The organism is Isoptericola sp. NPDC019482 (assembly GCF_040632295.1).
Classification (GTDB): domain Bacteria; phylum Actinomycetota; class Actinomycetes; order Actinomycetales; family Cellulomonadaceae; genus Isoptericola.
This window is the reverse complement of record NZ_JBEYBQ010000013.1, coordinates 85306-108248: the sequence shown is the minus strand read 5'-3', so window position 1 is coordinate 108248 and position 22943 is coordinate 85306. Positions and strand designations below refer to the sequence as shown.

Annotated in this window: 20 protein-coding genes; 15 read left to right on the top strand and 5 right to left on the bottom strand. The window is 74.6% G+C overall.

What is annotated here, in order from left to right; translation table 11 throughout:
• Window positions 1–158 precede the first annotated feature (158 nt).
• Together ABZ493_RS11215 and ABZ493_RS11210 are read left to right on the top strand one after the other, a co-directional pair.
• Window positions 159–2054 carry a right-handed parallel beta-helix repeat-containing protein gene (locus tag ABZ493_RS11215; RefSeq protein WP_430582244.1) on the top strand — a complete coding sequence of 632 codons (1896 nt, stop codon included), beginning with the start codon at window positions 159–161 and terminating at the stop codon, window positions 2052–2054.
• An 18-nt stretch (window positions 2055–2072) separates the two neighbouring features.
• On the top strand, window positions 2073–4562 hold the full coding sequence (locus ABZ493_RS11210; protein WP_430582243.1) for a trehalase family glycosidase: 2490 nt from the start codon (window positions 2073–2075) through the stop codon (window positions 4560–4562).
• A 36-nt stretch (window positions 4563–4598) separates the two neighbouring features.
• On the opposite strand, the gene ABZ493_RS11205 is transcribed toward ABZ493_RS11210, so the two are convergent.
• Window positions 4599–5585 carry a WYL domain-containing protein gene (locus ABZ493_RS11205; RefSeq protein WP_430582242.1) on the bottom strand — a complete coding sequence of 329 codons (987 nt, stop codon included), beginning with the start codon at window positions 5583–5585 and terminating at the stop codon, window positions 4599–4601.
• Between the two features lie 116 nt (window positions 5586–5701).
• On the opposite strand from ABZ493_RS11205, the gene ABZ493_RS11200 reads away from it, so the two are divergent.
• The 3 genes from ABZ493_RS11200 to ABZ493_RS11190 are packed head-to-tail and all read left to right on the top strand — an operon-like array spanning window position 5702 to window position 7176.
• Window positions 5702–6112, top strand: coding sequence for a VOC family protein (locus ABZ493_RS11200; protein WP_430582241.1), 411 nt, complete (start codon window positions 5702–5704; stop codon window positions 6110–6112).
• 55 nt (window positions 6113–6167) lie between these two features.
• A complete protein-coding gene (locus ABZ493_RS11195; protein ID WP_430582240.1) occupies window positions 6168–6638 on the top strand; it encodes a pyridoxamine 5'-phosphate oxidase family protein in 471 nt (156 codons plus the stop codon).
• Between the two features lie 25 nt (window positions 6639–6663).
• Entirely contained in the window at window positions 6664–7176 is a 513-nt protein-coding gene (locus tag ABZ493_RS11190; RefSeq protein WP_430582239.1) for a hypothetical protein, read from the top strand.
• Window positions 7177–7179: 3 nt separating this feature from the next.
• On the opposite strand, the gene ABZ493_RS11185 is transcribed toward ABZ493_RS11190, so the two are convergent.
• A complete protein-coding gene (locus ABZ493_RS11185; protein WP_430582238.1) occupies window positions 7180–7761 on the bottom strand; it encodes a hypothetical protein in 582 nt (193 codons plus the stop codon).
• A gap of 104 nt (window positions 7762–7865) precedes the next feature.
• Between ABZ493_RS11185 and ABZ493_RS11180 the strand changes: the two genes are divergently transcribed.
• The 4 genes from ABZ493_RS11180 (at window position 7866) to ABZ493_RS11165 (ending at window position 13480) form a co-directional block, all read left to right on the top strand.
• A complete protein-coding gene (locus tag ABZ493_RS11180; RefSeq protein WP_430582237.1) occupies window positions 7866–8369 on the top strand; it encodes a GNAT family N-acetyltransferase in 504 nt (167 codons plus the stop codon).
• Between the two features lie 33 nt (window positions 8370–8402).
• Window positions 8403–9026, top strand: coding sequence for a TetR/AcrR family transcriptional regulator (locus ABZ493_RS11175; RefSeq protein ID WP_430582236.1), 624 nt, complete (start codon window positions 8403–8405; stop codon window positions 9024–9026).
• Window positions 9027–9154: 128 nt separating this feature from the next.
• The gene (locus tag ABZ493_RS11170) at window positions 9155–10579 is read left to right on the top strand and encodes an MFS transporter (RefSeq protein ID WP_430582235.1); all 1425 of its coding nucleotides are present in this window, start codon (window positions 9155–9157) and stop codon (window positions 10577–10579) included.
• Between the two features lie 144 nt (window positions 10580–10723).
• Window positions 10724–13480: a LuxR C-terminal-related transcriptional regulator gene (locus ABZ493_RS11165; RefSeq protein WP_430582234.1), complete on the top strand. Its 2757-nt coding sequence runs from the start codon at window positions 10724–10726 to the stop codon at window positions 13478–13480.
• Here ABZ493_RS11165 and ABZ493_RS11160 read toward each other — a convergent pair.
• Window positions 13453–14109 carry a hypothetical protein gene (locus tag ABZ493_RS11160; protein ID WP_430582233.1) on the bottom strand — a complete coding sequence of 219 codons (657 nt, stop codon included), beginning with the start codon at window positions 14107–14109 and terminating at the stop codon, window positions 13453–13455. The genes ABZ493_RS11165 and ABZ493_RS11160 overlap by 28 nt on opposite strands.
• A 166-nt stretch (window positions 14110–14275) precedes the next feature.
• On the opposite strand from ABZ493_RS11160, the gene ABZ493_RS11155 reads away from it, so the two are divergent.
• On the top strand, window positions 14276–15898 hold the full coding sequence (locus tag ABZ493_RS11155; RefSeq protein ID WP_430582232.1) for an MFS transporter: 1623 nt from the start codon (window positions 14276–14278) through the stop codon (window positions 15896–15898).
• Between the two features lie 9 nt (window positions 15899–15907).
• Here the strand turns inward: ABZ493_RS11155 and ABZ493_RS11150 are convergent, their stop codons facing one another.
• Complete coding sequence (locus ABZ493_RS11150; RefSeq protein ID WP_430582231.1) at window positions 15908–18631, bottom strand: HAD-IC family P-type ATPase; 2724 nt, start codon at window positions 18629–18631, stop codon at window positions 15908–15910.
• 193 nt (window positions 18632–18824) lie between these two features.
• Here ABZ493_RS11150 and ABZ493_RS11145 point away from each other — a divergent pair, with 193 nt between their 5' ends.
• From ABZ493_RS11145 to ABZ493_RS11130, 4 genes are read left to right on the top strand one after another with little or no spacing between them, the layout of a single operon-like run.
• The gene (locus ABZ493_RS11145; protein ID WP_430582230.1) at window positions 18825–19256 is read left to right on the top strand and encodes a DUF6325 family protein; all 432 of its coding nucleotides are present in this window, start codon (window positions 18825–18827) and stop codon (window positions 19254–19256) included.
• 1 nt (window position 19257) lies between these two features.
• Window positions 19258–19557 (top strand): SHOCT domain-containing protein, encoded by a 300-nt coding sequence (locus tag ABZ493_RS11140; protein ID WP_430582229.1) that lies wholly within the window; start codon window positions 19258–19260, stop codon window positions 19555–19557.
• A gap of 19 nt (window positions 19558–19576) precedes the next feature.
• Window positions 19577–21076, top strand: a complete 1500-nt coding sequence (locus ABZ493_RS11135; RefSeq protein WP_430582228.1) for an APC family permease — start codon at window positions 19577–19579, stop codon at window positions 21074–21076.
• Window positions 21073–21519: a hypothetical protein gene (locus tag ABZ493_RS11130; RefSeq protein ID WP_430582227.1), complete on the top strand. Its 447-nt coding sequence runs from the start codon at window positions 21073–21075 to the stop codon at window positions 21517–21519. Before ABZ493_RS11135 ends, ABZ493_RS11130 begins: the two co-directional genes overlap by 4 nt.
• 13 nt (window positions 21520–21532) lie before the next feature.
• Here the strand turns inward: ABZ493_RS11130 and ABZ493_RS11125 are convergent, their stop codons facing one another.
• Window positions 21533–22030 carry a pyridoxamine 5'-phosphate oxidase family protein gene (locus ABZ493_RS11125; RefSeq protein WP_430582226.1) on the bottom strand — a complete coding sequence of 166 codons (498 nt, stop codon included), beginning with the start codon at window positions 22028–22030 and terminating at the stop codon, window positions 21533–21535.
• 248 nt (window positions 22031–22278) lie between these two features.
• Between ABZ493_RS11125 and ABZ493_RS11120 the strand changes: the two genes are divergently transcribed.
• Entirely contained in the window at window positions 22279–22941 is a 663-nt protein-coding gene (locus ABZ493_RS11120; protein WP_430582225.1) for an SDR family NAD(P)-dependent oxidoreductase, read from the top strand.
• Window positions 22942–22943 lie beyond the last annotated feature (2 nt).

Genomic DNA, 22943 nt, shown 5'->3' with positions numbered 1-22943 from the left:
TCGCTTCTCCGCCTACCCCCCGGCCCGCCCCTGGTTCCCGGCCGCGGCGGGGGGGGGGGGGGGGGGGGGGGGGGGGGGGGGGGGCCGGGCCCCCCCCCCCCGCCCCGCCCCGCTCCACACCCGTTTCGCTCCCGTTCCACACCGACCGGAGGACGACGATGTCCAGCAGGTGGATCAGAACCAGCACGGTGGCGCTCACCGCGTTCGCGGCGGTCGCCGCCGTCGGCGTCGGGGCCACGGCCTTCGACCCGTACACCGCGAGCACGCAGGGCGCCGGGAGGTGCCCCCAGTTCTACGTCTCGCCCGACGGGGACGACGCGCGCGGCGACGGCACCCGGGACGCGCCCTGGGCCACCCCCGACAAGGCCCGCGACCACATCCAGGACCTGGGGCTCAACCACGAGCGCAAGATGCGGTGCGACATCGTGGTCAACCTCGCCGAGGGCGACTACCCCGTCGACCAGACGATCGAGTTCACCGAGAAGGACTCGGGCAACAACGGCCACCAGGTGGTCTACCGCTCCGCCGACGGCCCCGGCAAGGCCAACCTCGTCGGCGCCGAGCCCGTCACCGGCTGGGAGCCGTACCAGGACGGCATCTACAAGGCGTCCGTCGATCTGGACGCCCCCTTCTTCACGCTGTTCGTCGACGGCGACCGCGCCACCACCGCACGGCACCCCAACCGCACGAGCGAGGACACCCACGCGCCGTACCTCGTCTCGCGGCTCATCGAGCCCGAGAAGGAGGCGTTGCGCGACCAGATCGGCTACAACCCGGGCGAGTGGGACGAGACGGCGGACCTCGGCTCGTACACCACTTGGCCGGCCCAGGTCATGGTCTGGTCCGGGGGCTCGTGGAGCTGGTTCACCGACACGGTCCCGATCGGTGGCGCCGACATCAAGGACACCGACAACAAGCTCATCCTCGACCACTGGACCCGCTACGCGATGATGAACACCCGCAGCGGCTCGCGGTACTTCCTGCAGAACTCCCTCGACTTCCTCGACCAGGCGGGCGAGTACTACCTCGACTACGAGGCGGGCAAGCTCTACTACAAGCCGGCCGCGGGCTCGATGGACGGCGTGACCGTCATGCGGCCCACGGTGACGACGCTCCTCGACATCCAGGGCGGCTCCCCCGAGGACCCGGCGCACGACCTCACGTTCGACGGCATCGGCGTGCAGTACTCCGACTTCGTCGGCTGGTACCGCAACGGCTGGATCAGCGCAGGAGACTCCGGCGTCCCGCACGAGTACCCCGAGTACGACCGCCAGATCGAGATGCCCCGCAACCGGTTCGGCGCGATCACGCTCGAGAACACCGCGGACATCACGCTCACCGGAATGCGCATCCAGGACACGGGCTTCACCGGCGTGTACGCGCTGTTCGCCAACGAGCGCCTGACCGTCCAGGACTCGCTCCTGGAGAACCTGGGCGCCGACGGCGTCAAGGTCGAGGGCGGCTGGCCCGGCGAGGGGGACCTGAGCCACGGCCACACGTTCCGCAACCTGTACATCGACCACGTGGGCGAGCTCGTGCCCGGCGACGCCGCCGGCATCGAGCTCATGTCGACCGGCGACAACACCGTCGAGCACGTCCACGTGAAGCACTCCGCGCGCTACGGCATCAGCCTCGAGTCCCGCCCCGAGGTCGTCGACGGCGACCAGTACACCGACAACAACACCTTCCGCTACATCCGGATCGACGAGGCCGGGCTCGACTCCGGCGACATGGGCGCCTTCTACACCTACGGCGTGGACAACCAGGATCCCCACCCCGTGCAGAACACCGTGGACCAGATGGTCATCGGCGACGTCATCCCCGACCCCGCGGGCGCCATGCCGGACTCCGGCACCCGCGGCGTGCACATGGACGCCGGCGGCTGCGGCTTCGCCTTCTCCAACATCGAGGTCGGCGAGACCACCGACCAGTCCTACCAGTCGTACGACTGCAACGAGGTCGCCAACGGCAACTGGGAGGACGACTTCGACGCCACCCGGATGCAGTACGACCAGATCGGCGTCACCGCCGACTTCCCCTACTCCGTCGACTGACACCCCGCGGGAGCCACCATGACCGACCGCCAGACCACCCGAACCCTGCGCCGCGCGCCCGTCGTCCTCGGCGCCGCGGCCGCCATGCTCGCGACCGTCGTCGTCCCCGCCGGGGGCGCGACGGGCGCGGACGGACCGCCCGACACCGACGTCGGGCTCGAACGCCCCTTCGCCCTGCCCGGCTACGTCGAGCGGGACGACAACGGCGCCCTCCTCGTCGGCGAGGGCGAGAGCCGCTTCGCCCTTCGGGTCGACCTGCTGACCGCCGCCGGCAAGCTCGTCCGGGAGAACCAGGGCTTGCTCAACAACGTCGCCCACGTCGGCCCGGTGACGGTCGACGGCTCGTACTACGAGGTGGAGATCAGCAGCGACGACCGCTCCATCACCCCCGACCGCCTGGGCGCGCTGCGGGAGATCCTCGCCCACCCGGACGAGTGGTCCGCCGACCAGGTGGCTGAGGCCCGCGAGCAGCTGCCCACCCTCCAGGCACGCTACGACCAGACGCAGCGCGACAAGCAGACGATCCTCCTGCGGTTCGCGCGGACGGCGCCGAACACCCTCGTCGGGTCGGTCACCGCGCGCGACGCCGACGCGACCGTCTTCCTCGAGGCCGCACCCCCGTGGGACGAGGAGAACTCCTACGCGCTGGCCGATGGGGGCGTCCGCGCCACCGGCGCCGGGCTCGACGACCCCTCGGAGGTCGGCCACTTCGCCCTGCTCCCGACGCAGGCGCCCGACGACGCCGGGGCCTACGCGTCCGAGGACGACCTGGTCGCCGCGATGGAGGGCAAGGAGGGCGCCGCCGGCGACGCCGCGGCCGCCCTGCGGTACGACCTCGAGGAGGGCGAGACGATCACGTTCACCACGAGCGTGGCGGACGAGCCCCCGGCCGACCGCGCGTCGCGCGGCAGCATCCTCGGCACCCTCGCCCGGGCCCGGGCCAAGGCCGACGACGGCACCCTCAGCGGCAGCGGCCCGGCCGGCCGCGCGGCGACAGCGATGCGCAGCGCCATGGCCCTCAACACGAACTACGACGAGCAGTCGCGGCAGAGCTTCCTCGTGTGGGGCTGGGGCCGAGGCGGGGCGGAGAACGACTCGATCTTCACCGGCTGGGACTCCGCCTGGGACGCGATCACCGCGCTCACCGTGGACCCGGACCTGGCGCGCCAGCACGAGCGGGTGCTGTTCGCCTCCGGCGGGCCGCGCTACGACCAGCTGCACGCCGGCCCGATGCACGCCTACGCCGTCAAGCGGATCTACGACGCCACGGGCGACCGCGAGCTCGTGGAGCAGGCGTACCCCGCGCTCGTGGAGTTCTTCGACAAGCTGCCCGAGTGGGACGTGAACGACGACGGCCTGCTCGAGGCGCCCTACGACGGCGACCCGAGCAAGGTGGGCAACCACCTCGGTCTCGACGACCTGCCCGTCTACCTCGCCGCCGACCGCATCGCCAAGGAGGGCGGCAGCGGCGACGAGCGCGACAACACCGACCTCACCGACGTCGCGCTGACCTCCTACTACGCGCTGATGGCGGACTCGCTCACCGAGCTCGCCACCGCGCTCGACCGCCCCGAGGACGCCCACCGGTTCGCTGCCGTCCTGGCGCAGACCAAGAAGGCCGCGAACGACACCCTCTGGGACGACGAGCGCGGCATGTACCTCGACCGCAACCTCGACGGCACCTGGGGGGACGTCGTCACGCCCACGATCTTCTACCCGCTGTTCGGGGGCCTGGCCACGCCCGAGCGGGCGGCGCGGACCGTCGAGGAGAACCTGCTCGACCCGGAGCAGTTCTGGGGCGAGTACGCGATCCCGAGCATCAGCCGCGACGACGCGGAGTACTGCGCGAACGGCGACGTCTCCGCGACGTCGTCCCCGGAGTACACGTACTACCTGGGCTGGGGCGAGGAGAACACCTGCGAGCAGTGGCGCGGCGCCGTCTGGCCGCCGATGAACGCCACCGTCTACGACGGCCTCAAGCGGTACGGGCTCGACGGGGCCGCCGGCGAGCTGGCGACGAAGAGCACGAGCATGTACCTCGACAGCTGGGACGAGAACGGCTTCTTCCCGGAGTACTTCGACCCCGAGCCCGGCCAGGTCGTCAACGCCTCGGCGGTGGACAGCGCGTGGCGCTACTACACGTGGTCCAACGTGATGCCCCTGATGGCCGTGCACGAGCTCGTCGCCGAGGACGCGTGGGGACGGCCCGGGTCGGTCACCTTCGGCTCGCACGCCCTGCCGGGCCGCAACACCGTGGACGACGTGCGCGTCGGCGAGCACACCTACGCGGCGACGGTGAGCCCGCGCACCACGGCGCTGGAGCGGGACGGGCGGACCGTGTTCCGGTCGACGGGCGGACGCGTCGTCGTGCGCGACTTCGCGCTCACCCGGGACGGTGCGTGCTTCGACGTCAACGCCACCGGGACCGCACGCCTGGCGGTGACGCCGCGACCCGGCACCACCCTGCGCACCACGGTGCGGGAGGGCAGCTCGCACGTCTGCCTGTGACCCCACGGCAACCCGGCGCCCGGTCGTGACCACCCGTCACGGCCGGGCGCCGTCGTCATGCGCCGCCACCAGCTCCGCCCCGAGGCGGGCGAGCTCCGCGCGCACCGCGGGCGGGCCGACGACGTCGGCCTGGGCGCCCCAGCCGGCCAGGTGGCGCGCGACGTCGAGCGGCGTGGGGGCGGCGACCCGCACGGTCGCGCGAGCGCCGTCGCCGTCGCCGCCGTCCCCGTCGCCGTCGCCGTCGCCGTCGCCGACGACCGTGTGCCGCCCGAACTGGGCGCGCAGCACGTCGACGTGCTCGGGGGCCACGCGCACGGTGGCCCATGTCGCGGACCGCTTGAGCTCGACCTCGCCGACGACGCGGTCCCACTCGGCCCGCAGGTCGACGTCGTCGGGCACGACGGCGGGCTCGTCGGTGACCTCCAGCGCACCGATGCGGTCCACCCGGAAGGTGCGCGGGCCGCGGGCCGTGCCGGCGATCAGGTACCAGGCGCCGTCCTTGTCGACGAGTCCCCACGGGTCGACGTCGCGCCGCGAGGAGTACCCGGTCGCGCCCGTGTAGTCGACCCGCACGCGCCGCCGCTCGACGACGGCGCGCTGCAGCGCGTCCACCTCCGGCGGGCGGGCACGCTCGGCCGCGCTCCAGCCCTCCCGGTCGACGACGACGGCCGCCGCGGCCGCCTCCGCCTCGGCGCGGAACGTGGCCGGCAGCGCCCGCACGAGCTTGCGCAGCGCCGCGCGCGCATGGTCGGACGACGCCGCGCCCGGCCCGGCGAGCAGGAAGAGGGCGCGCGCCTCGGGGGCCGTCAGGCCGCTGAGGTCAGTGCGCGACCCGCCCAGCAGCGACCACCCGCCGCCGCGCCCCGGCTGCGGGTAGACCGGCACGCCCGCGGCCGAGAGCGACTCCAGGTCCCGGCGGGCGGTCGCCACCGAGACCTCGAGCGCGTCGGCGAGCTCTGCCGCCGTCACGCGGGGGCGCGACTGGAGATGGAGCAGCACCTGGATGAGGCGGTCGGCTCGCATGCTCCGAGACTGCCACCAAAAGTAGTCAGCAGGTGAGCACTTTGGGCGGAAGAGTGGTGCTCACGAGGTCACCAGGCCTCGATCGCACCGACCGACACCGAGCACCGGGAGCCGACATGCTGCGCGGACTGACCACCATCACCTACCTGGCCGACGACGTCGCCGCCGCCCGCGACTGGTACGCGGAGGTGCTCGGCACCGATGCGTACTTCGCCCGCGAGGCCGGCGGGGCGCTCGCCTACGCGGAGTTCCGCATCGGCGACTACCAGCACGAGCTCGGGATCATGGACCGGCGCTTCGCTCCCCCGCAGCCCGACGGCGCCGCGGGCGCCGTCGCCTACTGGGCGGTCGACGACGTCCGCGGCGCCGTCGCGCGGCTGCTGGAGCTCGGCGCCGCCGCGTACCAGGAGCCGATCGAGCGCGGCCCCGGCTTCGTCACCGCGGCCGTCGTGGACCCGTTCGGCAACGTGCTCGGCGTGATGGAGAACTCGCACTACCGCGAGGTGCTCGCCTCGCTGACCTCGTGAGCGCGACGGTCCCCCGTGCCAGCATGGGGCGAACCGCGACACGAGGAGGTCCGCGATGACCCGCACCGTTCCCCAGGACGACGCCGAGCTCGCGCGCCAGGTCCTCGACGGCGGCCGCTATATGGTCCTCGCGTCGGCCGACCCGGACGGGAACCCGTGGCCCACGCCGGTCTGGTTCGCCCGCGAGGGCCGCGAGCTGGTCTGGGTCTCGCGCCTCGGCACGCGCCACTCGTCCAACGTCGCGGGGCGCTCCGCGGTGGGGATCGTGGTCTTCGAGACCCCGGTCCCCGCCGGCGGGCGCCCGCGCGCCGTGTACGCGGAGGCGACCGCCGGCGAGGTGCCGGACGCCGACCGCGAGCGCTGCCTCGCGATCTTCGACCGCCGCTCCCGCGCGGAGGGCCTCGGCCCCTGGACGCTCGACCGCGTGGTCGCGCCCGCCGAGCTGCGCCTCTTCCACGCCCTCGTGTCGCGGTTCTTCGTGCTCGAGCCCGACCGCGACGTCCGCCGCGAGGTCGACCTCGAGTGACGGTGGCTCCCGCCATGATGTCCCGATGATCACGATGTTCGACGGTCCGCTGGACGTCCATTACGGCTACTTCTCCGTCGCGCCGCCCGACGAGTTCGTCGACAACCTGGCGGATGCCCGGGCCGGTCAGGCCAACGGGCTGCTCGGCGGCCGTGAGCCGCACCGCCTGTCGGGGGTCACCGGCCTGCACACGGGCGAGGTCACCTTCCGCGTCGAGTGGTCGCCGGAGGAGCCCGCGCTCGACACCGCGGGTCAGGACGTCGTCGAGGTGTCCGTCGACCTCGCCGGTCCCGGAGCCGAGCTGCGGACGTTCAACGAGTCGTGGCCGCTGACGTTTCCGGGCCAGGGCTGGCACCGCGCCCGGTTCACGGCCCGGGAGATGGACGCCGGACGGGACCTCGACACCGCGTTCGAGGAGCCGGCCCCCGACTCCTACCTCCTGCAGCTGTGGCCGGCCCCTCCCGCTCCCGACGCCGTCGTCGCCCGGCACAGTGCGATCGCCGACTACTGGCACGGGGTCGCCGGAGGTGCCCGCTGACGCTCAGGCGCTCAGCGTGAGCACCGCGAGCGCGACGGCGAGGATCACGTCGAGCACGCCGCAGAACTCCGCGAGCGACCGCGCGACGACGCGGCCGGTGCGGTGGTGGTACGCGTCCCAGGCGGCGTGCCCGAGCAGCCCGACGGCGACGACGAGCCCGCCCGCGGTGACGTCCAGCCGGACTGCGACCAGCGCGGCTGCTCCGAGCACGAGCATCGCCGCGGCCTGCAGCGGGAGGGACCACGGCGGGCGCGTGCGCCCGGCCGCGAGGCCGACGACGGCCAGCACCACGGCGAGGCCGATCATCCACGGCGTCGGGTCGAGGTCGACGACCTTGGTGACGCCGATGAGCACGAACGTCACGCCGAAAGCGAGCCAGGCGGCGCCGGGCCGGCCGAGCGCGGCGGCCGCCAGGTACACGAGGCCGGACGCGGCGAGCACCGGGGCGACGTCGCGGGCGTCGGCGAGCCCGAACATGGTCGCGACGGCGACGAGCACCCCCAGCGCCGCGGGCCACACCCTGTCGAACGCCGAGCGCCGGTCGGTCCCGGCCGTCGACGTGCCTGACACCTGGTTCCGGGTCATGGTCTTCTCGCTCTCGTGCGTGCGAACCGCGTGAGGTGAACCGCTGACGATCGAGCCCGATAAACTGTACACACCTGTTCGAGTTAACGGAAGGGTGAGTCGCGATGCCGCGCAGCACGACGCCGCCGGGACCCGCCACGCTCCGGCCGGCGACGGCGGACGACACGGACGCCGTCGCGCGGATCTGGCGCGAGGGATGGGCGGACGCGCACCTCGGTCACGTGCCCGACTCCCTCGCGGCGGCGCGCACCCCGGCGTCGTTCCCGGAGCGTGCCCGCGACCGCGTGGCGGACACGACCGTCGCGGTGCGCGACGGCGGCGTCGTCGGCTTCGTCATGATCGCCGGGGGCGAGGTGGACCAGCTCTACCTCGACCGCGCGGCCCGCGGCGGAGGCGTCGGCGGGGCCCTGCTGCGCCACGCGGAGCAGGCCGTCCGGGCCGCCGGACACGCGCGCGCCTGGCTCGCCGTCGCGACGGGGAACGCGGCCGGCCGCCGGTTCTACGCGCGGCAGGGCTGGGTCGACGAGGGCCGGTTCGCGCACCGGGCGCCCGTGCCGGGCGGCACCGTGGAGGTCGACTGCCACCGCTTCACCAGCCCGGGCCGTTAACCTGGACACCCCTGTACAGGCTTGGAGGAGCTCGTGGCCACGACACCGACACGGACGACGGCGGCACCGCCGAGGACCTCGCCCGACGGGGGGCGGGACCGCGCCAAGCGCGCCGACGCCGTCCGCAACGTCGAGGCGATCCTCGCCGCGGCCACCCGGGTGCTGGCGGCGGACCCCGACGCGAGCATCAACGAGATCGCCAAGACCGCGGGCGTCGGCCGGGTCACCCTCTACGGGCACTTCGACTCGCGCGCGACGCTGGTGCGCGAGGTCGTGGACCGCGCGATCGCCCAGACCGACGAGGCACTGGCCGAGGTGGACCTGAGCGGCGACCCGCGCGACGCGCTCGGCCGCCTGCTCGAGGCGACCTGGCACCTGACCCACCGGTTCGGGGCGCTGGTCGTCGCCGGCTCACAGGTGCTGCCGCCCGAGGAGATGAGCCGCGCGCACGAGGGGCCCGCGCAGCGGGTCCGCGGGCTGCTCGAGCGCGGCCGCGCGGCCGGCGAGTTCCGCGACGACATGCCCGTCGACTGGCAGGTCAGCGCGCTGCAGGCGATCCTGCACGGCGCCTCTGCCGCGGTGCACCGCGGCGAGATCACCGCGGACGAGGCACCCGCGCTCGTCCGCGCCACGACCCTCGGCGCCCTGACCGCCTGACGGCGCCCCGGGCGCCACCCGCACGAAGTCACCCGCACGACCCTCTTGTCGAACATGCCTGTTCGAGTTAATTTACTTGAACAGGCATGTTCGACTTATCCGTGCTCGACACACCGAGGGACCGTGCCATGACGTCACCAGAGAAGCCCGCCCCGGAGCAGACCACTCAGGACCAGGCGGCCCGGGACCAGGGAACCCAGGACGAGGCCGCAGCGCCCGATCCCCGGCGGTGGCGCGTCCTCGCGCTGCTCGGCATCGCGCAGCTGATGCTCATCGTCGACGTCACCGTCGTCGCGATCGCGCTCCCGGAGATGGGCGCGGACCTCGGCCTCGACCGCGCCGGCCTGACCTGGGTGGCGAGCGTGTACGCCCTGGTCTTCGGCGGGCTGATGCTGCTCGGCGGCAAGGCCGCCGACGTGCTCGGGCCGCGCCGCGTCGTGGTCGCCGGCCTCGCGCTGTTCACCGTCGCGTCGCTGCTCGCCGGGCTGGCACGCTCCCCCGAGCTGCTGCTCGTCGCCCGGGGCCTGCAGGGCGTCGGCGCGGCGGCCATGTCGCCGGCCGCGCTGTCCGTCATCGTGCGCACGTTCGCCGGGCCCGAGCTGTCGCGGGCCCTGGGCGTGTGGTCCGCGCTCGGCGGCGCGGGCGCCGCGGTCGGCGTCCTGCTGGGTGGCGTCCTCACCTCGGGCCCGGGCTGGCCGTGGGTTTTCTGGGTGAACGTCCCGGTCGGGGTCGTCCTGCTCCTGGGCCTGCCGCGGACGGTCCGGGCGTGGCCCGGGTCGGGCGGGCGGCTCGACGTCCTCGGCGCGGCCCTCGCCACCGCCGCGACCGCCGCCGTCGTGTTCGGCCTGGTCACGGCCGGCGACGACGGGTGGCTCAGCGCACCGACCCTGGTCGCCCTCGCCGTCGCCGTCGTCGGGTACGCGCTGCTCGCGATGCACCTGCGGGCGTCCGCCGCGCCTCTCGTCGACCCTGCCCTGCTCGCCCGGCGTCCCGTGCTGCGCGGGCTGGCGCTGATCCTGGTCGCGACCGCCCTGATGATCTCCGTCTTCTTCCTCGGCTCGTTCACGCTGCAGCAGCTGCACGGCTTCAGCCCGCTGGACACGGGGCTGACGTTCCTTCCGGTCGCCGTGGGCACGATCCTCGGCTCGACGGTCGCCGGGCGGGCGCTCCCCCGCCTCGGCGTGCGCGTCGTGTCCGTGACGGGGCTGCTCGTGGCCGCGGCCGGACTCGCGGCCGCCGCCGGGATCTTCTCGATGACCGTGCTCGCGGTCGGCATCACCGTCGCCGGGTTCGGCGTCGGCGCCGTCTTCGTCGCCGCCGCGGCCAGCCTGTTCTCCGCCGCCGGTCCGCACGAGGCGGGCGTCGCCTCCGGCGCGCTGAGCACGTTCCACGAGTTCGGCGCCGCCACCGGCGTCTCCGCCGTGTCCAGCGTTGCCGCGGCGGCCCTGCTGGACCCTGGCTTCGACACCTTCGCCGCCGGCTACTGGTTCGCCGCCGCCGTCGCGCTGGTCGCCGCGCTCGCGTCGCTCGCGCCGGCCCGTGCCGGTCGCTGACGGGGCCGTCCACCGGCCCGGGCCGGGCCGGGTGATATCTCGCCGTCGCGTGGCCGGTCGCGGGGCGGAAGAGGGACGCTGGGTGCTGCCGCGCCCGCCGCGCGCGGGCACATACTGGCAGGAGCACACCCGGGCGGAGTCACGATGACGCGTGCACAGGAACCTGGGGCGCCCGACCTCGGCGCCCCGAGCGCGGGCCGGCGCAGCCTCCTGTCGACGGTCTCGCAGGCGAAGCTGCGTCCCGCCGTCAGCCCCGAGTACCTCGTGTCGCGGCCGCGGCTCGTGAGGCTGCTCGACGACGCGGTGCGGGCGCCGCTCACGCTCGTCGTCGCGCCGGCCGGGTCCGGCAAGACCTCGCTGGTCCGCGACTGGGCCGCCCGGACATCCCTCCCCCACGCCTGGCTGTCCGTCGACGAGCCCGACCGCGACCCCGCCCAGCTCTGGCGGGGGATCCTCGCGGCGCTCGAGGGGATCGCCCCGGGATGCTCCGAGCCCGCGGCCCGGGCGCTGCGGCAGCGCCCGCTCGCCGACGCCCTCGCCGTGCTCCTCGACGACCTCGAGGCCCGGCCCTACGACGCGCTGGTGCTGGTGATCGACGACCTGGAGCTGGTCGACGACGAGCCCGTCACGGCGTCGCTGCGGACGTTCGTGCAGCGGCTCCCCGGCTGGCTCCACGTGGTGCTGGTGAGCCGTCGGGTGCCGGACCTCCCGGTGGACCGGCTGCGGGCGCGCGGGATGCTCGGCGAGGTCCGCTTCCCCGAGCTCCGCTTCTCGGACGCGGAGGCGTCCGCGATGCTCGCCCGGCTCGCCCCCGCGATGCCGGCCGACCGCGTGGACGAGATGTCCCGCCAGGCCGAGGGCTGGGCCGCGAGCATCCAGCTCGCCGCGCTGGCCGCCCGGTCGGCCGCTGCGCGGGCCGACGACGTCCGGGCCGACGACGTCCGGGCCGACGGGGGCAGCGACGACCGGTCGGCCCCGGGCGCCGTGCGCCGCGACGACGGCGCCCGCTACCTCGAGGACTACGTCTGGCACGAGGTCCTCCGCGGCGAGGCGTCGGACGTCGTGGAGGTGCTGACCGCCACCGCCGTCGTCGACCGCGTCGACCCGCGCCTCGCGCAGGCGCTGGCCGGCCGCGAGGACGCCCCCGACCTGCTGGCGCGCGCCGAGGAGCGGGGCCTGTTCGTGGCCCGGATCGAGCCCGCGGGGTCGTACGAGGTGCACGGGCTGGTCCGCGAGGCGCTGGTCGCGCGGCTGCGCCGGCAGGACCCGGCGCGGATCGCCGAGCTCCACCGGCTCGCGGCCCGGTGGTACGAGCGGGACGGCCAGCCGGTGAACGCCCTCGAGCACCTGCTGCGGGCGCAGGAGCACCGCGACGCGCTCCGGCTCCTCGCGTCCTGCGTCACCGCGCTCTACGAGAGCGGTCGCCGGTCCACCGTCCAGCGCACGCTCGACGCGATCCCCCCGAACGTCGCGCTGGCCGACCCGGGTGCCGCGACCGACGTCGCCTGGTGCCGGCTCTACGTGGACCGGGCGGGCTTCGTGCAGACGGTCGACGGGCTCGACGCCCGGGCCCACGGCCTCGACCCGGGAGCCGTCGACCCTGGCGCCGACGGCGTGGGGACCGCGCCGTCCGTGCGGGCCCGGCTCGAGGTGCTGCGGGCGGTCGTCGCCGCGATCCGGGGCGACTGGGCCGGCGGCGCGGGGCTCGCGCGCGCCGGCCTCGCCACGATGGGTGACTCCTGGCTGCTCGACCCCGTGGTGCGGTACGGCTGGAACCTGGTCGCCCGCGAGATCGCGCTCGCCGAGCGGTGGGACGACGCCAGTGCGGAGGTGCGCAAGCTCGCGCTCACGATCGCCGCCGCACCCGAGCGGAGGCTCGCGCTCGAGGGCACGCGGGCGCTCGGCGCCGCACTCGACGGGCGTCCGGTCGACGCCCTGCGGCTCGTCGCGGGCACGCGGGAGGCGGCCGACCAGGTCAGCATGACCATGCTCCGCACGGAGCTCCTGACCGCCGAGGGCATCGCCCTCCGGGAGATCGGCGACCGGACCGCCGCGCTGCCCCTGCTCGCGCGGCTCGCCGCCGCGGACTGCGACCCGCTGCCGCACTGCCGGCTCCTCGCCTGCCTGGAGCTGGCCCAGGCGCACCTCGACCAGGGGGACCTCGACGCCGCGGGGCGTGCCTTCGCCCAGGCGGCCGAGATCGTGGGGGCCGAGGTCACCGGGCCGGGCGGGCGGAGCCTGCTGGCCCGGACCGGGTGCCTCGTCGCGCTGGCCCGGGGCGCGACGGACGAGGCGCGCGGCTGGGTGGACCAGGTCGACGACCCGTTCTGGTCACCCGTCCAGGGCGCGCTCGTGCTCCTCGCGGGCGGCGAGCCCGGGGCCGTCGCCGGCCTGCTCAAGGACGCCGAGCCCCGGAACGCGCGGCACCGCGTCGTGCTCGACCTGCTGCTCGCCCGCACCGCCGCGAGCCCGGCGGACGCCGAGGAGCACCTGCTGCGGGCGGTCGAGCCGGCCTCCGCGCACGGCCTGGTGCAGACCGTCGCGAGCGCAGGCCCCGAGGTCGTCGAGGCGATCGAACGCCTGGCCTGGCGCGTGCCACCGGGCTGGTTGGCACGGCTGCGCCGCGTCCCCGCGCCCGGGACCGCGGTGTCGAGCGCGGCCCTGCGGGAACGCGCCCGCTCGCTGACCGACCGTCAGCTCGGGATCCTGCGGATGCTGCCGAGCCGGCTCACCCTGCGGGAGATCGCGGACGAGCTGTACATCTCCGTGAACACCCTCAAGTTCCACCTCAAGATCATCTACCGCGAGCTCGACTGCGGGTCGCGCGCGGAGGCCGCCGAGCTGGCGCGCGCCCTCGTCAGTCCCGGCCGCGCTCAGCCGTCGAGCACCCTGCGTCGCTGAGCCTCGTACTGGTCGAGGGTGAGGACGCCTCGCTCGACCAGCTCGGCGAGCGTCCGCAGCTGTGCCGCGGGGTCGACGGCGAGCTCGGGCCGCACGGCCGTCGCCGGACCGCGGACCAGCAGGTCGGCGGCGCCCCGGCGGCCCGTGTCGGAGACGGGCCCGGTGTCGCGCGGCGCGGAGGGCAGCATGGCGGACCCGGCGGCACGGACGCGGACACGGGCCAGCCGCTCGCCGCCGACGATCCGCCCCCCGGCCGCCCGGGCGGCGGCCGACAGCGGAGCGGCCCAGCGGTCCTCGAGGAGCAGGAGGAGGGCGGCCGCGTCCGGCTCGACCGCCACCGACGCGAGCGCGACGTCGTGCGCGCTGAGCCGGACCCGGGCGTTCTCGAGCGGGGCGAGCGGCGCCAGCTGCGCGACGTCCCGCAGGGCGTGGGCGGTGGCCGACGCCTGGTCCGGCCCGCGGCGGAGCAGGACCGCGTCGACCAGCCCGAGCACCCCCGACCGGACCAGCCCGGTGACCGTCGCGACGACGCCGCTCAGGAGCTCCACCGCCGGCACGGCGATCATCACGTACTCCAGGAGGTCGTCGTCGTGGCCGCGCACCGCGCCCGCCCCCGGCGCATCGGTCATCGGACTCCCCCTCCCCCGCGGTCGTGTCGTGCCCCGCCAGGCTGGCCCGAGGGCGGGTGGGGCGGCACCACCCCCCGACGGATGGCGCTCACCCACCCGCGCCCGACGGATGCTCGAAGCACGACGCCTCGGGCGACGGCACGGGCGACGGCGGGAGAGGACGACGATGACGACGGGACCGGCGACCGAACCCACCAGCGGCACCCGGGGGCTCGTGCTGCTCACCCTGGCCTCCGGCCAGTTCCTCATGACCCTCGACAGCTCGGTCATGAACGTGTCGATCGCGCAGGTCGCCGAGGACGTCGGGACCACCGTGACGGGCGTGCAGACCGCCATCACCCTCTACACGCTGGTGATGGCGACGATGATGATCACCGGCGGCAAGATCGGCACGATGATCGGGCGCCGCCGGGCGTTCGCCGTCGGCTGCGTGATCTACGGCGCCGGCTCGCTCACGACGTCCCTCGCGCCCAGCCTCGGCGTCCTGCTGCTCGGCTGGTCGGTGCTGGAAGGGCTCGGCGCGGCGCTCATCATGCCCGCCATCGTGGCGCTCGTCGCCGCGAACTTCCCGCCCGCGGGGCGCCCCCGCGCCTACGGCCTCGTCGCCTCCGCGGGGGCGATCGCGGTCGCGGCCGGCCCCCTGATCGGCGGCGCGGTCACCACCCTCTGGACGTGGCGGTACGTGTTCGCGGGCGAGGTGGTCGTGGTCCTGGCGATCCTGGCCCTCACCCGCCGCATCGCCGACTCCGCGCCCGCCGCCCGGTCGCGGATCGACCTCGTGGGGGTCGTCCTGTCGGCGCTGGGCCTGGGCGTGGCGGTGTTCGGCGTGCTCCGTTCGAGCGAGTGGGGGTGGGTCCGCGCCAAGCCCGGCGCCCCGGCGGTCGCGGGCATCTCCGCGACCCTGTGGCTGATCCTCGTCGGCCTCGTCGTGATCCGCGTGTTCCTCTGGTGGCAGGGCCGTCGGACGGCGCGAGGGCAGGAGCCGCTGGTCGACGTCACGCTGCTGCGCAACCCGCAGCTGGTGGGCGGCCTCGTCATGTTCCTGTTCCAGTTCCTGCTCCAGGCGGGCCTGTTCTTCACCATCCCGCTCTACCTGTCGGTGGCCCTCGGGCTCAGCGCGTTCGAGACCGGGCTGCGCCTGCTGCCTTTGTCCGTGGCGCTGCTGCTCGCGGCGGTCGCCGTCCCGAGGTTCTGGCCGGAGGCGTCGCCGCGCCGCGTCGTCACGATCGGCCTGGTCGCGCTGCTGGCCGGCATCGTGTCGCTGGTGCTCGCGCTCGACGTCGGCACCGGGCCCGAGATCGTCTCGGTGCCGCTCCTGCTCGCCGGGATCGGGGTGGGCGCGCTGTCGTCGCAGCTCGGCGCCGTGACCGTCTCCGCCGTGCCGGACCGGCTCAGCGGCGAGGTCGGCGGCCTGCAGAACACGTCGACCAACCTCGGGGCGTCCCTCGGGACGGCGCTCGCGGGGTCGGTGCTCGTCGCGGCGCTCACCGCGAGCTTCCTGGCCGGGATCGAGGACCACCCCGCCGTGCCGGACGAGCTGGCCGCGACCGCCACGGTGCAGCTCGCCGCGGGGATCCCGTTCCTCTCCGACGCCCAGCTGCGCGAGGGGCTGGTCGACGCCGGGTTGCCGCCCGAGCAGGTCGACGCCGTCGTGGAGGAGAACACGGCGGCGCGCGTCGACGGGCTGCGCACCAGCCTGGCGGTGCTGTCCGTGCTCGCCGCGGTGGCGGTGCTGCTGACCCGGCTCCTGCCCACGCGGGCCGTCGGCGCCCGCAAGCCCTCCGGGTGACCGGGTCCTTCAGGCGCGGACCGCGGAACGCCGCCGCCGGGCGACCAGCTTCCAGAGCTCCTCGACCACCACCAGGGACAGCGCGAGGCCGGCGGCGGTGCACCACTGCCCGAACGACAGCCCCGTGGTCCCGAAGATCCGCGCGAGCAGGTCGACGCCCGTCACCGCGACGACGGCGAGCAGCGCCAGGCCGTACCGGCGCAGCTGGACCGCCCCGGGCAGGGCGTCCCGGTCGAAGATCGTGCCCTCCGGGTCGCGCGAGAGCAGCGCCCCGGCGAGGTGGAACAGCGACAGCGTGGTCAGCAGCATCGTCGTCGCGACGACCGCGCCGCCCTGGCCGTCGCCGATCTGGTAGGCGACCAGGGAGCCCACCGTCATGACGAGCCCCTGCGCGCAGAGCCGGACCCACCCGTCGCGCGAGATCACCGGCGCGGACACAGGCCGGGGCGCCCTCGACATCAGCCCCCGCGCGGGCTGGTCGAACCCCAGCGCGATCGCGAGCGGGATGTCCACGACCATGTTGAGCCACAGGATCTGCAGGGGGTCCAGGGGCACCCCGCCCGCGATCCCGAGGGTGCCGGCGCCGAGGAAGATCGCGATGTAGGCGACGAGCGTCGACATCTGGAAGCGCAGGTACTTCACCAGGTTGTCGTAGAGCGCCCGCCCGTAGGACACCGCGCCGACGATGGTGGCGAAGTTGTCGTCGGTGAGCACCATGACGGCGGCCTCCTTGGAGACCTCCGTGCCGGTGATGCCCATGGCGACGCCGATGTCGGCCGTCTTGAGCGCGGGGGCGTCGTTCACGCCGTCCCCGGTCATCGCGACCACCTCGCCCCGCTCCTGGAGGAGCCGGACCAGGCGGACCTTGTCCTCCGGCGCGACCCGGGCGACCACGCCGATCTCGTCGAGGTCGCGGAGCAGGCGCTCGTCGCTCGTCGCCGCGAACTCGCGGCCCGTGACGGCCCGGCCCTCGATGCCGAGCTCCGCGGCGATGGCTGCGGCGGTCGTGGCGTGGTCGCCGGTGATCATCCGGACGCGGATGCCGGCCCCGCGGCACTCGGCGATCGCCGCCCTCGCCTCGGGGCGGGGCGGGTCGACGATGCCGACCATCGCGAGCAGCGTGAGCCCGTCCACGAGGCGGACGAGGTCGCCGGGCGGGGTGCCCTCGAGCACCCCCGGCGCCAGGTCGCGCTGCGCGACGACCATGACGCGCTCGCCCGCGGCGGCGATCTCGTCGTTGGCGGCGAGCGCCCGCCGCCGCTCGTCGTCGGTCAGGGAGGTCACGGCCCCGTCGGGGCGCAGGACGGCGGTGGACCGGCCGATCAGGACGTCCGGCGCGCCCTTGACGTAGCAGCGCACGACCGCCCGTCCGTCGGCGACGACCTCGTGGAACGTCGCCATGAACTTGTACGCGGAGTCGAACGGCACCTCCGCGACGCGCGGGAGCGCCGCGCGCGTGCCCGCGACGTCGAGCCCGCCCTTCGCGCCGAGCACGATCAGCGCACCCTCCGTGGGGTCGCCGACGAGGTCCTCGCCGTCCAGGACCGCGTCCGCGCACAGCACCATCGGCAGCAGGTAGGGGTCGAGGTCGATCCGCTGCCCCCCGACGTGCCGGATCTCGCCGGCGGTGGAGTAGCCCTCGCCGGTGACGGTGAAGCGGCCGTGGCCCGGGACCACGAGCTGGCGGGCGGTCATCTTGTTGAGCGTCAGGGTGCCGGTCTTGTCCGAGCAGATCGCCGACGTCGAGCCGAGGGTCTCGACCGCGGGCAGCCGCTTGACGATCGCGTTCCGGCGGGCGATCTCGCGGGTGCCCATGGACAGCAGCGCCGTGACCACGGCGGGCAGGCCGGTCGGGATGGCGGCCACGGCGAGCGCGACGCCCGTGACGAACAGCGTGTCGAACGGCTGCCCCTGCGCCAGGCCGAGCATGACGACGAACACGAGCGCGACGCCGGCGACCGACGCGATGATCCGCGACAGCGCGTCGAGCTGGCGCTGCAGCGGCGTCCGCGCGGTCTCGGTGCCGGCCAGCATGTCGGCGATGTGCCCGATCTCGGTGCCCATCCCGGTCGCCGTCACGATCAGCTCGCCGCGTCCCCGGGTCACCGACGTGTTCATGAACGCCATGCAGACCCGGTCCCCGAGCGGGACGCCGTCGCCGGGCACGGGCTCGACCGATTTCGCGACGGGCAGGCTCTCGCCCGTCAGCGCGGCCTCCTCGATCTCGAGGGCGGCCGCCACCCACAGGCGTCCGTCGGCGGGGACGCGGTCGCCGGCCTCGACGAGGACGACGTCGCCCGGCACCAGCTCGGTCGCGTCGATCTCCACCGCCAGGCCGTCGCGCCGCACCCGGCAGACCGTCCGCATCATCTGGGCCAGCGCCCGGACGCTCTCCTCCGCCTTGGCCTCCTGCCGCAGGCCGATGACGGCGTTGAAGACCGTCAGGCCGGCGAGCACGACCGTCGTCCCGGTGTCGCCCGTGACCACCTGGTTCACCACGGCGGCGACGAGGAGCACGACCTGCATGAAGTCCTGGTACTGGCGCAGGAACGCGCGCCACCCGGGCTCCCGGACCCTGGCCGCGAGCTCGTTGCGCCCGTGCGACGCGAGCCGGGCCCGTGCCTCCTCGGCCGTCAGCCCATGGGTGGGATCGACGCCGACCGCGCGTGCGACGTCGACGGCCTGGGCGGAGACGGGGTCGACCGAGGTGGGTCCGGGGTCGGTGAAGGTCATGCTCGGCTCCGAGTGGCGGCGGGACGGGGCGGGAGGCGGGTGGTGGTCGTCCCGACCGATGCTGCGGGCGACCCGGGTGGCGACGCTCCACCCCGCCCGGGGTGGGGTGCGACCACCCGGGGCGGTGCCAGCCTGTCCGTCGCGGCCGCACGGGTCGCGACCGACAGGCCGGCGCCGGCGCAGGAGGACCTCGATGACCGAGCAGCAGGTGGGACCGATCGACTACCTCGTCCTGGAGTTCCCGGGCGCGAGGCTGCAGGGCAAGGGGCTGCCCGCGCTCCTGGACCTCGTGGAGCGCGGGATCATCCGGATCCTCGACCTGCGGGTGGCGAAGGTGACGGAGACCGGCGTCGTCGGCGTGGCGCTCACGGACCTCGACGACGACGGGCAGCTGGACCTCGCCGTGTTCGAGGGGGTGACGTCGGGCCTGCTCGACGACGAGGACCTCGCGCGCGGCGCCGAGCTCGTGGAACCGGGCAACGCCGTCGGGATGATCGTGTACGAGAACACGTGGGCGGGACCCTTCGTCGCCGCCATGCGCGAGGCCGGCGCGGAGGTCGTCTCCAGCGGCCGCATCCCGGTCGACGACGTCGTCGCGGCGCTCGACAAGCTCGAGGAGGAGTGAGATGGGACTGCTACGAGGGGTCGCCCGGACCGCGGTGGTCGCGGGCACCGCGACCGCGGTGTCGAACCGGGTGTCACGACGTCAGGCCGGCCGCTGGGCCGCGCAGGAGCAGTACGCGGAGCCGCAGCAGCAGTACGCGCCGCCGCCTCAGCAGTACGCGCCGCCACCGGCGCCGGCCCCTGCGGCCGCCGGCGGCGACGACGTCATCGCGCAGCTGGAGAAGCTGGGCCGGCTCCGTGACAGCGGCGTCCTCACGGACGAGGAGTTCGCCGCCCAGAAGGCCAAGCTGCTCGGGTCCTGACCGGGATCGGGAGACGACGATGAGTGCCACGGACACGCCGCGCCCCGCCGCGGCCGGCACGAGGACGAGGCCGCCCGCGACGGCGTGGATCTCGTGGGTCGCGCTCGCCATGATGACGACCAGCTCGGTGGCCAGCCTGCGGGCCGCGCCGACGATGGCGGTCTACGGGCTCGCCTGCGTGTTCCTCTACCTGCTGCCCGCGGTGGTCTTCCTGCTGCCCACGTCGCTGGTGTCCGCCGAGCTCGCCTCGGGCTGGAAGGGCGGCGTCTACAACTGGGTCGCGCTCGGCATCTCCAAGCCGATGGGCTTCCTGGCCGTGTGGTGCCAGTTCGCGATGACGATCTTCTACTACCCGAGCCTGCTCGGGTTCGTCGCGAGCACCCTCGCGTACGTCTTCAACCCGTCCCTGGCCAGCAGCGGCGTCTGGACCGCGCTCGTCATCATCGTCGTGTACTGGAGCGGCGTGTGGGTGTCGTCCCGCGGCACCAAGGGCGTGGCCGGGCTCGCGAGCGGCGGGCTCATCATCGGCACCCTCATCCCCGGCGTCGTGCTCGTGACGCTGGGCATGGTGTTCCTCGGCCAGGGCAACGAGTCGGCGGCGCCGATGACCAGCGACCACATCTTCCCCGTGTGGGCCGGCCTCGCGAGCCTCGTGCTCATCGTGAACAACTTCCTGTCGTACTCCGGCATGGAGATGAACGCGGTGCACGTCTCCTCGTTGAAGAACCCGGCCAAGGAGTTCCCCAAGGCGATGTTCCTCGCGATGGGGATGGTGCTGCTGATCTTCATCCTCCCGGCGCTGGCGATCAGCTGGGTGGTGCCCGCCGAGGAGCTGTCCCTCACCGCCGGCGTCATGCAGGCCTTCGACGCGGTGTTCGCGAGCTTCGGCTCGCAGTGGCTCACCCCGATCGTGGGCGTCATGCTCGTCACCGCGTCGCTGGGCGGGATGCTCACGTGGCTGGCCGGGCCGTCCAAGGGCCTGCTGCTCATCTCGCGGCAGGAGGGCTACCTCCCACCGTTCCTGCAGCGCCTGAACAAGCACGGCGTGCAGCAGAACATCCTGGTCGTGCAGGGAGTCGTGACGACGGCGATCGGCCTGATGTACGCGCTGATCCCCGACGTCTCCAGCGCGTACTGGATCTTCTCGGTGATCACCACGCAGGTGTACCTGATCATGTACCTGCTCATGTTCGTCGCCGCCGTCGGCCTCCGCCGCCGGTACCCGGACCACCCGCGCGGCTTCCGGGCCCCGATGCTCGTGGCGCTGTGCGGCGTCGGGTTCGCGGCCTCGCTCGCGGCCCTGCTGGTGGGCTTCGTGCCGCCGTCCCAGTTCGGGGGCGGCAACGCCGGCCTGTACTTCCTCATCGTGGGCGGCGGGGCGCTGGGGCTCGGCCTCCTCGTCCCCTACCTCTTCTACCGGTTCCGCAAGCCGTCGTGGCGGCAGCCCGACGACGGCGGCGAGGCGGGCACCGACGTGGCGGGCGCGCCCCCTGACGCCTCGGGGGTGAGCGAGGCATGAGCACCGTCGACGAGACCCAGCCGCCCCGCGAGCGCCGGACGCTGTACGTGGTCGTGGCCGTCGTGGTCGTCGCGCTCGTCGTCCTCGGACTGGTCTTCTACCGGTCGGGCGAGCAGACCCGCGACGCCGAGGCCAAGGCCGACCAGCTCATCGCTGCTCTCGATGCCGCCGGGGCCCGCACGCCGTCCCAGGACCAGGTGATGCGCGTGCTCGCCGACGACGGCGGCGCGGTGTGCGCGAACCCGAACGAGGCGCTGAGCCGGGCCGCGTACCTCGCGCAGCTCGCCAACGGGGCCACCGGCCCGGGCGCGCGGCCCGTGATCGCGGACAGCCGGGCCGTCAAGGGGCAGCTGCTGATCATGGGGATCTACTGTCCCGACGAGCTCACGGAGTTCCAGCAGTTCGCCGACGAGCTGACGACCGAGGACCTCACGTCGCCGTGACGGGCGGGCCCGTTCACCCCTGCCCCGCCGTCCCGCGCGCGGCGAGCTCCTGGAGGAACGCCGGGATCCGGCCGGTGCCGAAGTCGTAGTACCGGGCCCAGGTCGGCACGACGGCGATGCGGGCCATGCGGTCGTACAGCCCGCGGCAGGCCTGCTCGAACTGCGCGAGCGCGTCGCCGGACATGCCCTTGCCCGCGGCGGCGAGGTACTCCGGCACGACGCCGTCGACGACCGTGATCTCCGCGCGGCCGCGCACCGACAGCGACTTCGCCCCCGACGGCGAGTCGCCGTCGTCGAGGGACAGGGCCACGTCCGGGCGCGCCCGGAGCGCGGCGACCTTGGGCGCCGTCTCCGCCGTCGAGATCACGAGCTCCCGGCCGGTCCACCAGAAGCCCGCGGGGACCACCCGCGGCGTGCCGTCCGGCGCGGTGTACGCCAGGTGGAGGGCCGACGGCGACGCCAGCAGCTCCCTCGCGTCCGCCAGCTCGCGGTCGATCTCCTGCTGGTCCATCGCGTGCGTCCCTCCGTCGGTCGCGGCGCCGGTCGCCGCCCTCACCCCGGGGACGGAGCGGGCCGCGCGTCCTCGACATCTGCTCCCGACATCGAACCGCGGCCGCGGCACCTCCGCCCGGCGTGGACACCGTGGGGTCCCCTGGCGGTACACCTCACGCCGGGGACTCCCCTGCCCGCCGCCGGGGGCGTTGACTGGGACCCGAGCCGGTGCCGTACGGGCGCCGGCCGCCGCGTGGGAGGAACGACATGACGACGCTCGCCATCATCGGTGCCGGCCCCGGCCTGGGGCTGTCGGTCGCGCGGCGCTTCGGCCGCGAGGGCTTCTCCGTCGCGCTCGTCGCCCGGGACGCCGCGAAGCTGGACCGGCTCGCGTCCGGGCTGCGCGACGAGGGGGTCACCGCCGCCGGGTACGTCGCCGACGCCCGTGACCGCACCGCGCTGACCGCCGCGCTCGACCGGGCGGCCGCCGAGCTCGGCCCCGTCGAGGTGCTGCAGTACAGCCCGGTGCCCGCGCGCGAGTTCATGAAGCCGACGCTCGAGACCACCGCCGACGACCTCGTCGGCCCGCTCGAGCTGTCCGTGCTCGGCCCCGCCGCCGCCGTCCGGCAGGTGCTGCCCGGGATGCGCGAGCTCGGCCGCGGCACCGTCCTGTTCCCCAACGGCGGCAGCGCCGTCCGGCCGCGCGACGCCGTCACCGGCACGTCCGTCGCCTTCGCCGCCGAGAGCGCCTACGCCCGGCTGCTGCACGAGGCCCTCGCGCCGGAGGGCATCCACGTCGCGCAGCTCATCATCCCGCTGGGCATCGGCGGCGGGGAGCCCGACCACGCCCCCGACGCCCTCGCCCAGCGCCTGTGGGAGCTGCACACCGGGCGCGGCGAGTTCCGGACGTTCGTGCGCCCGCTCGACTGATC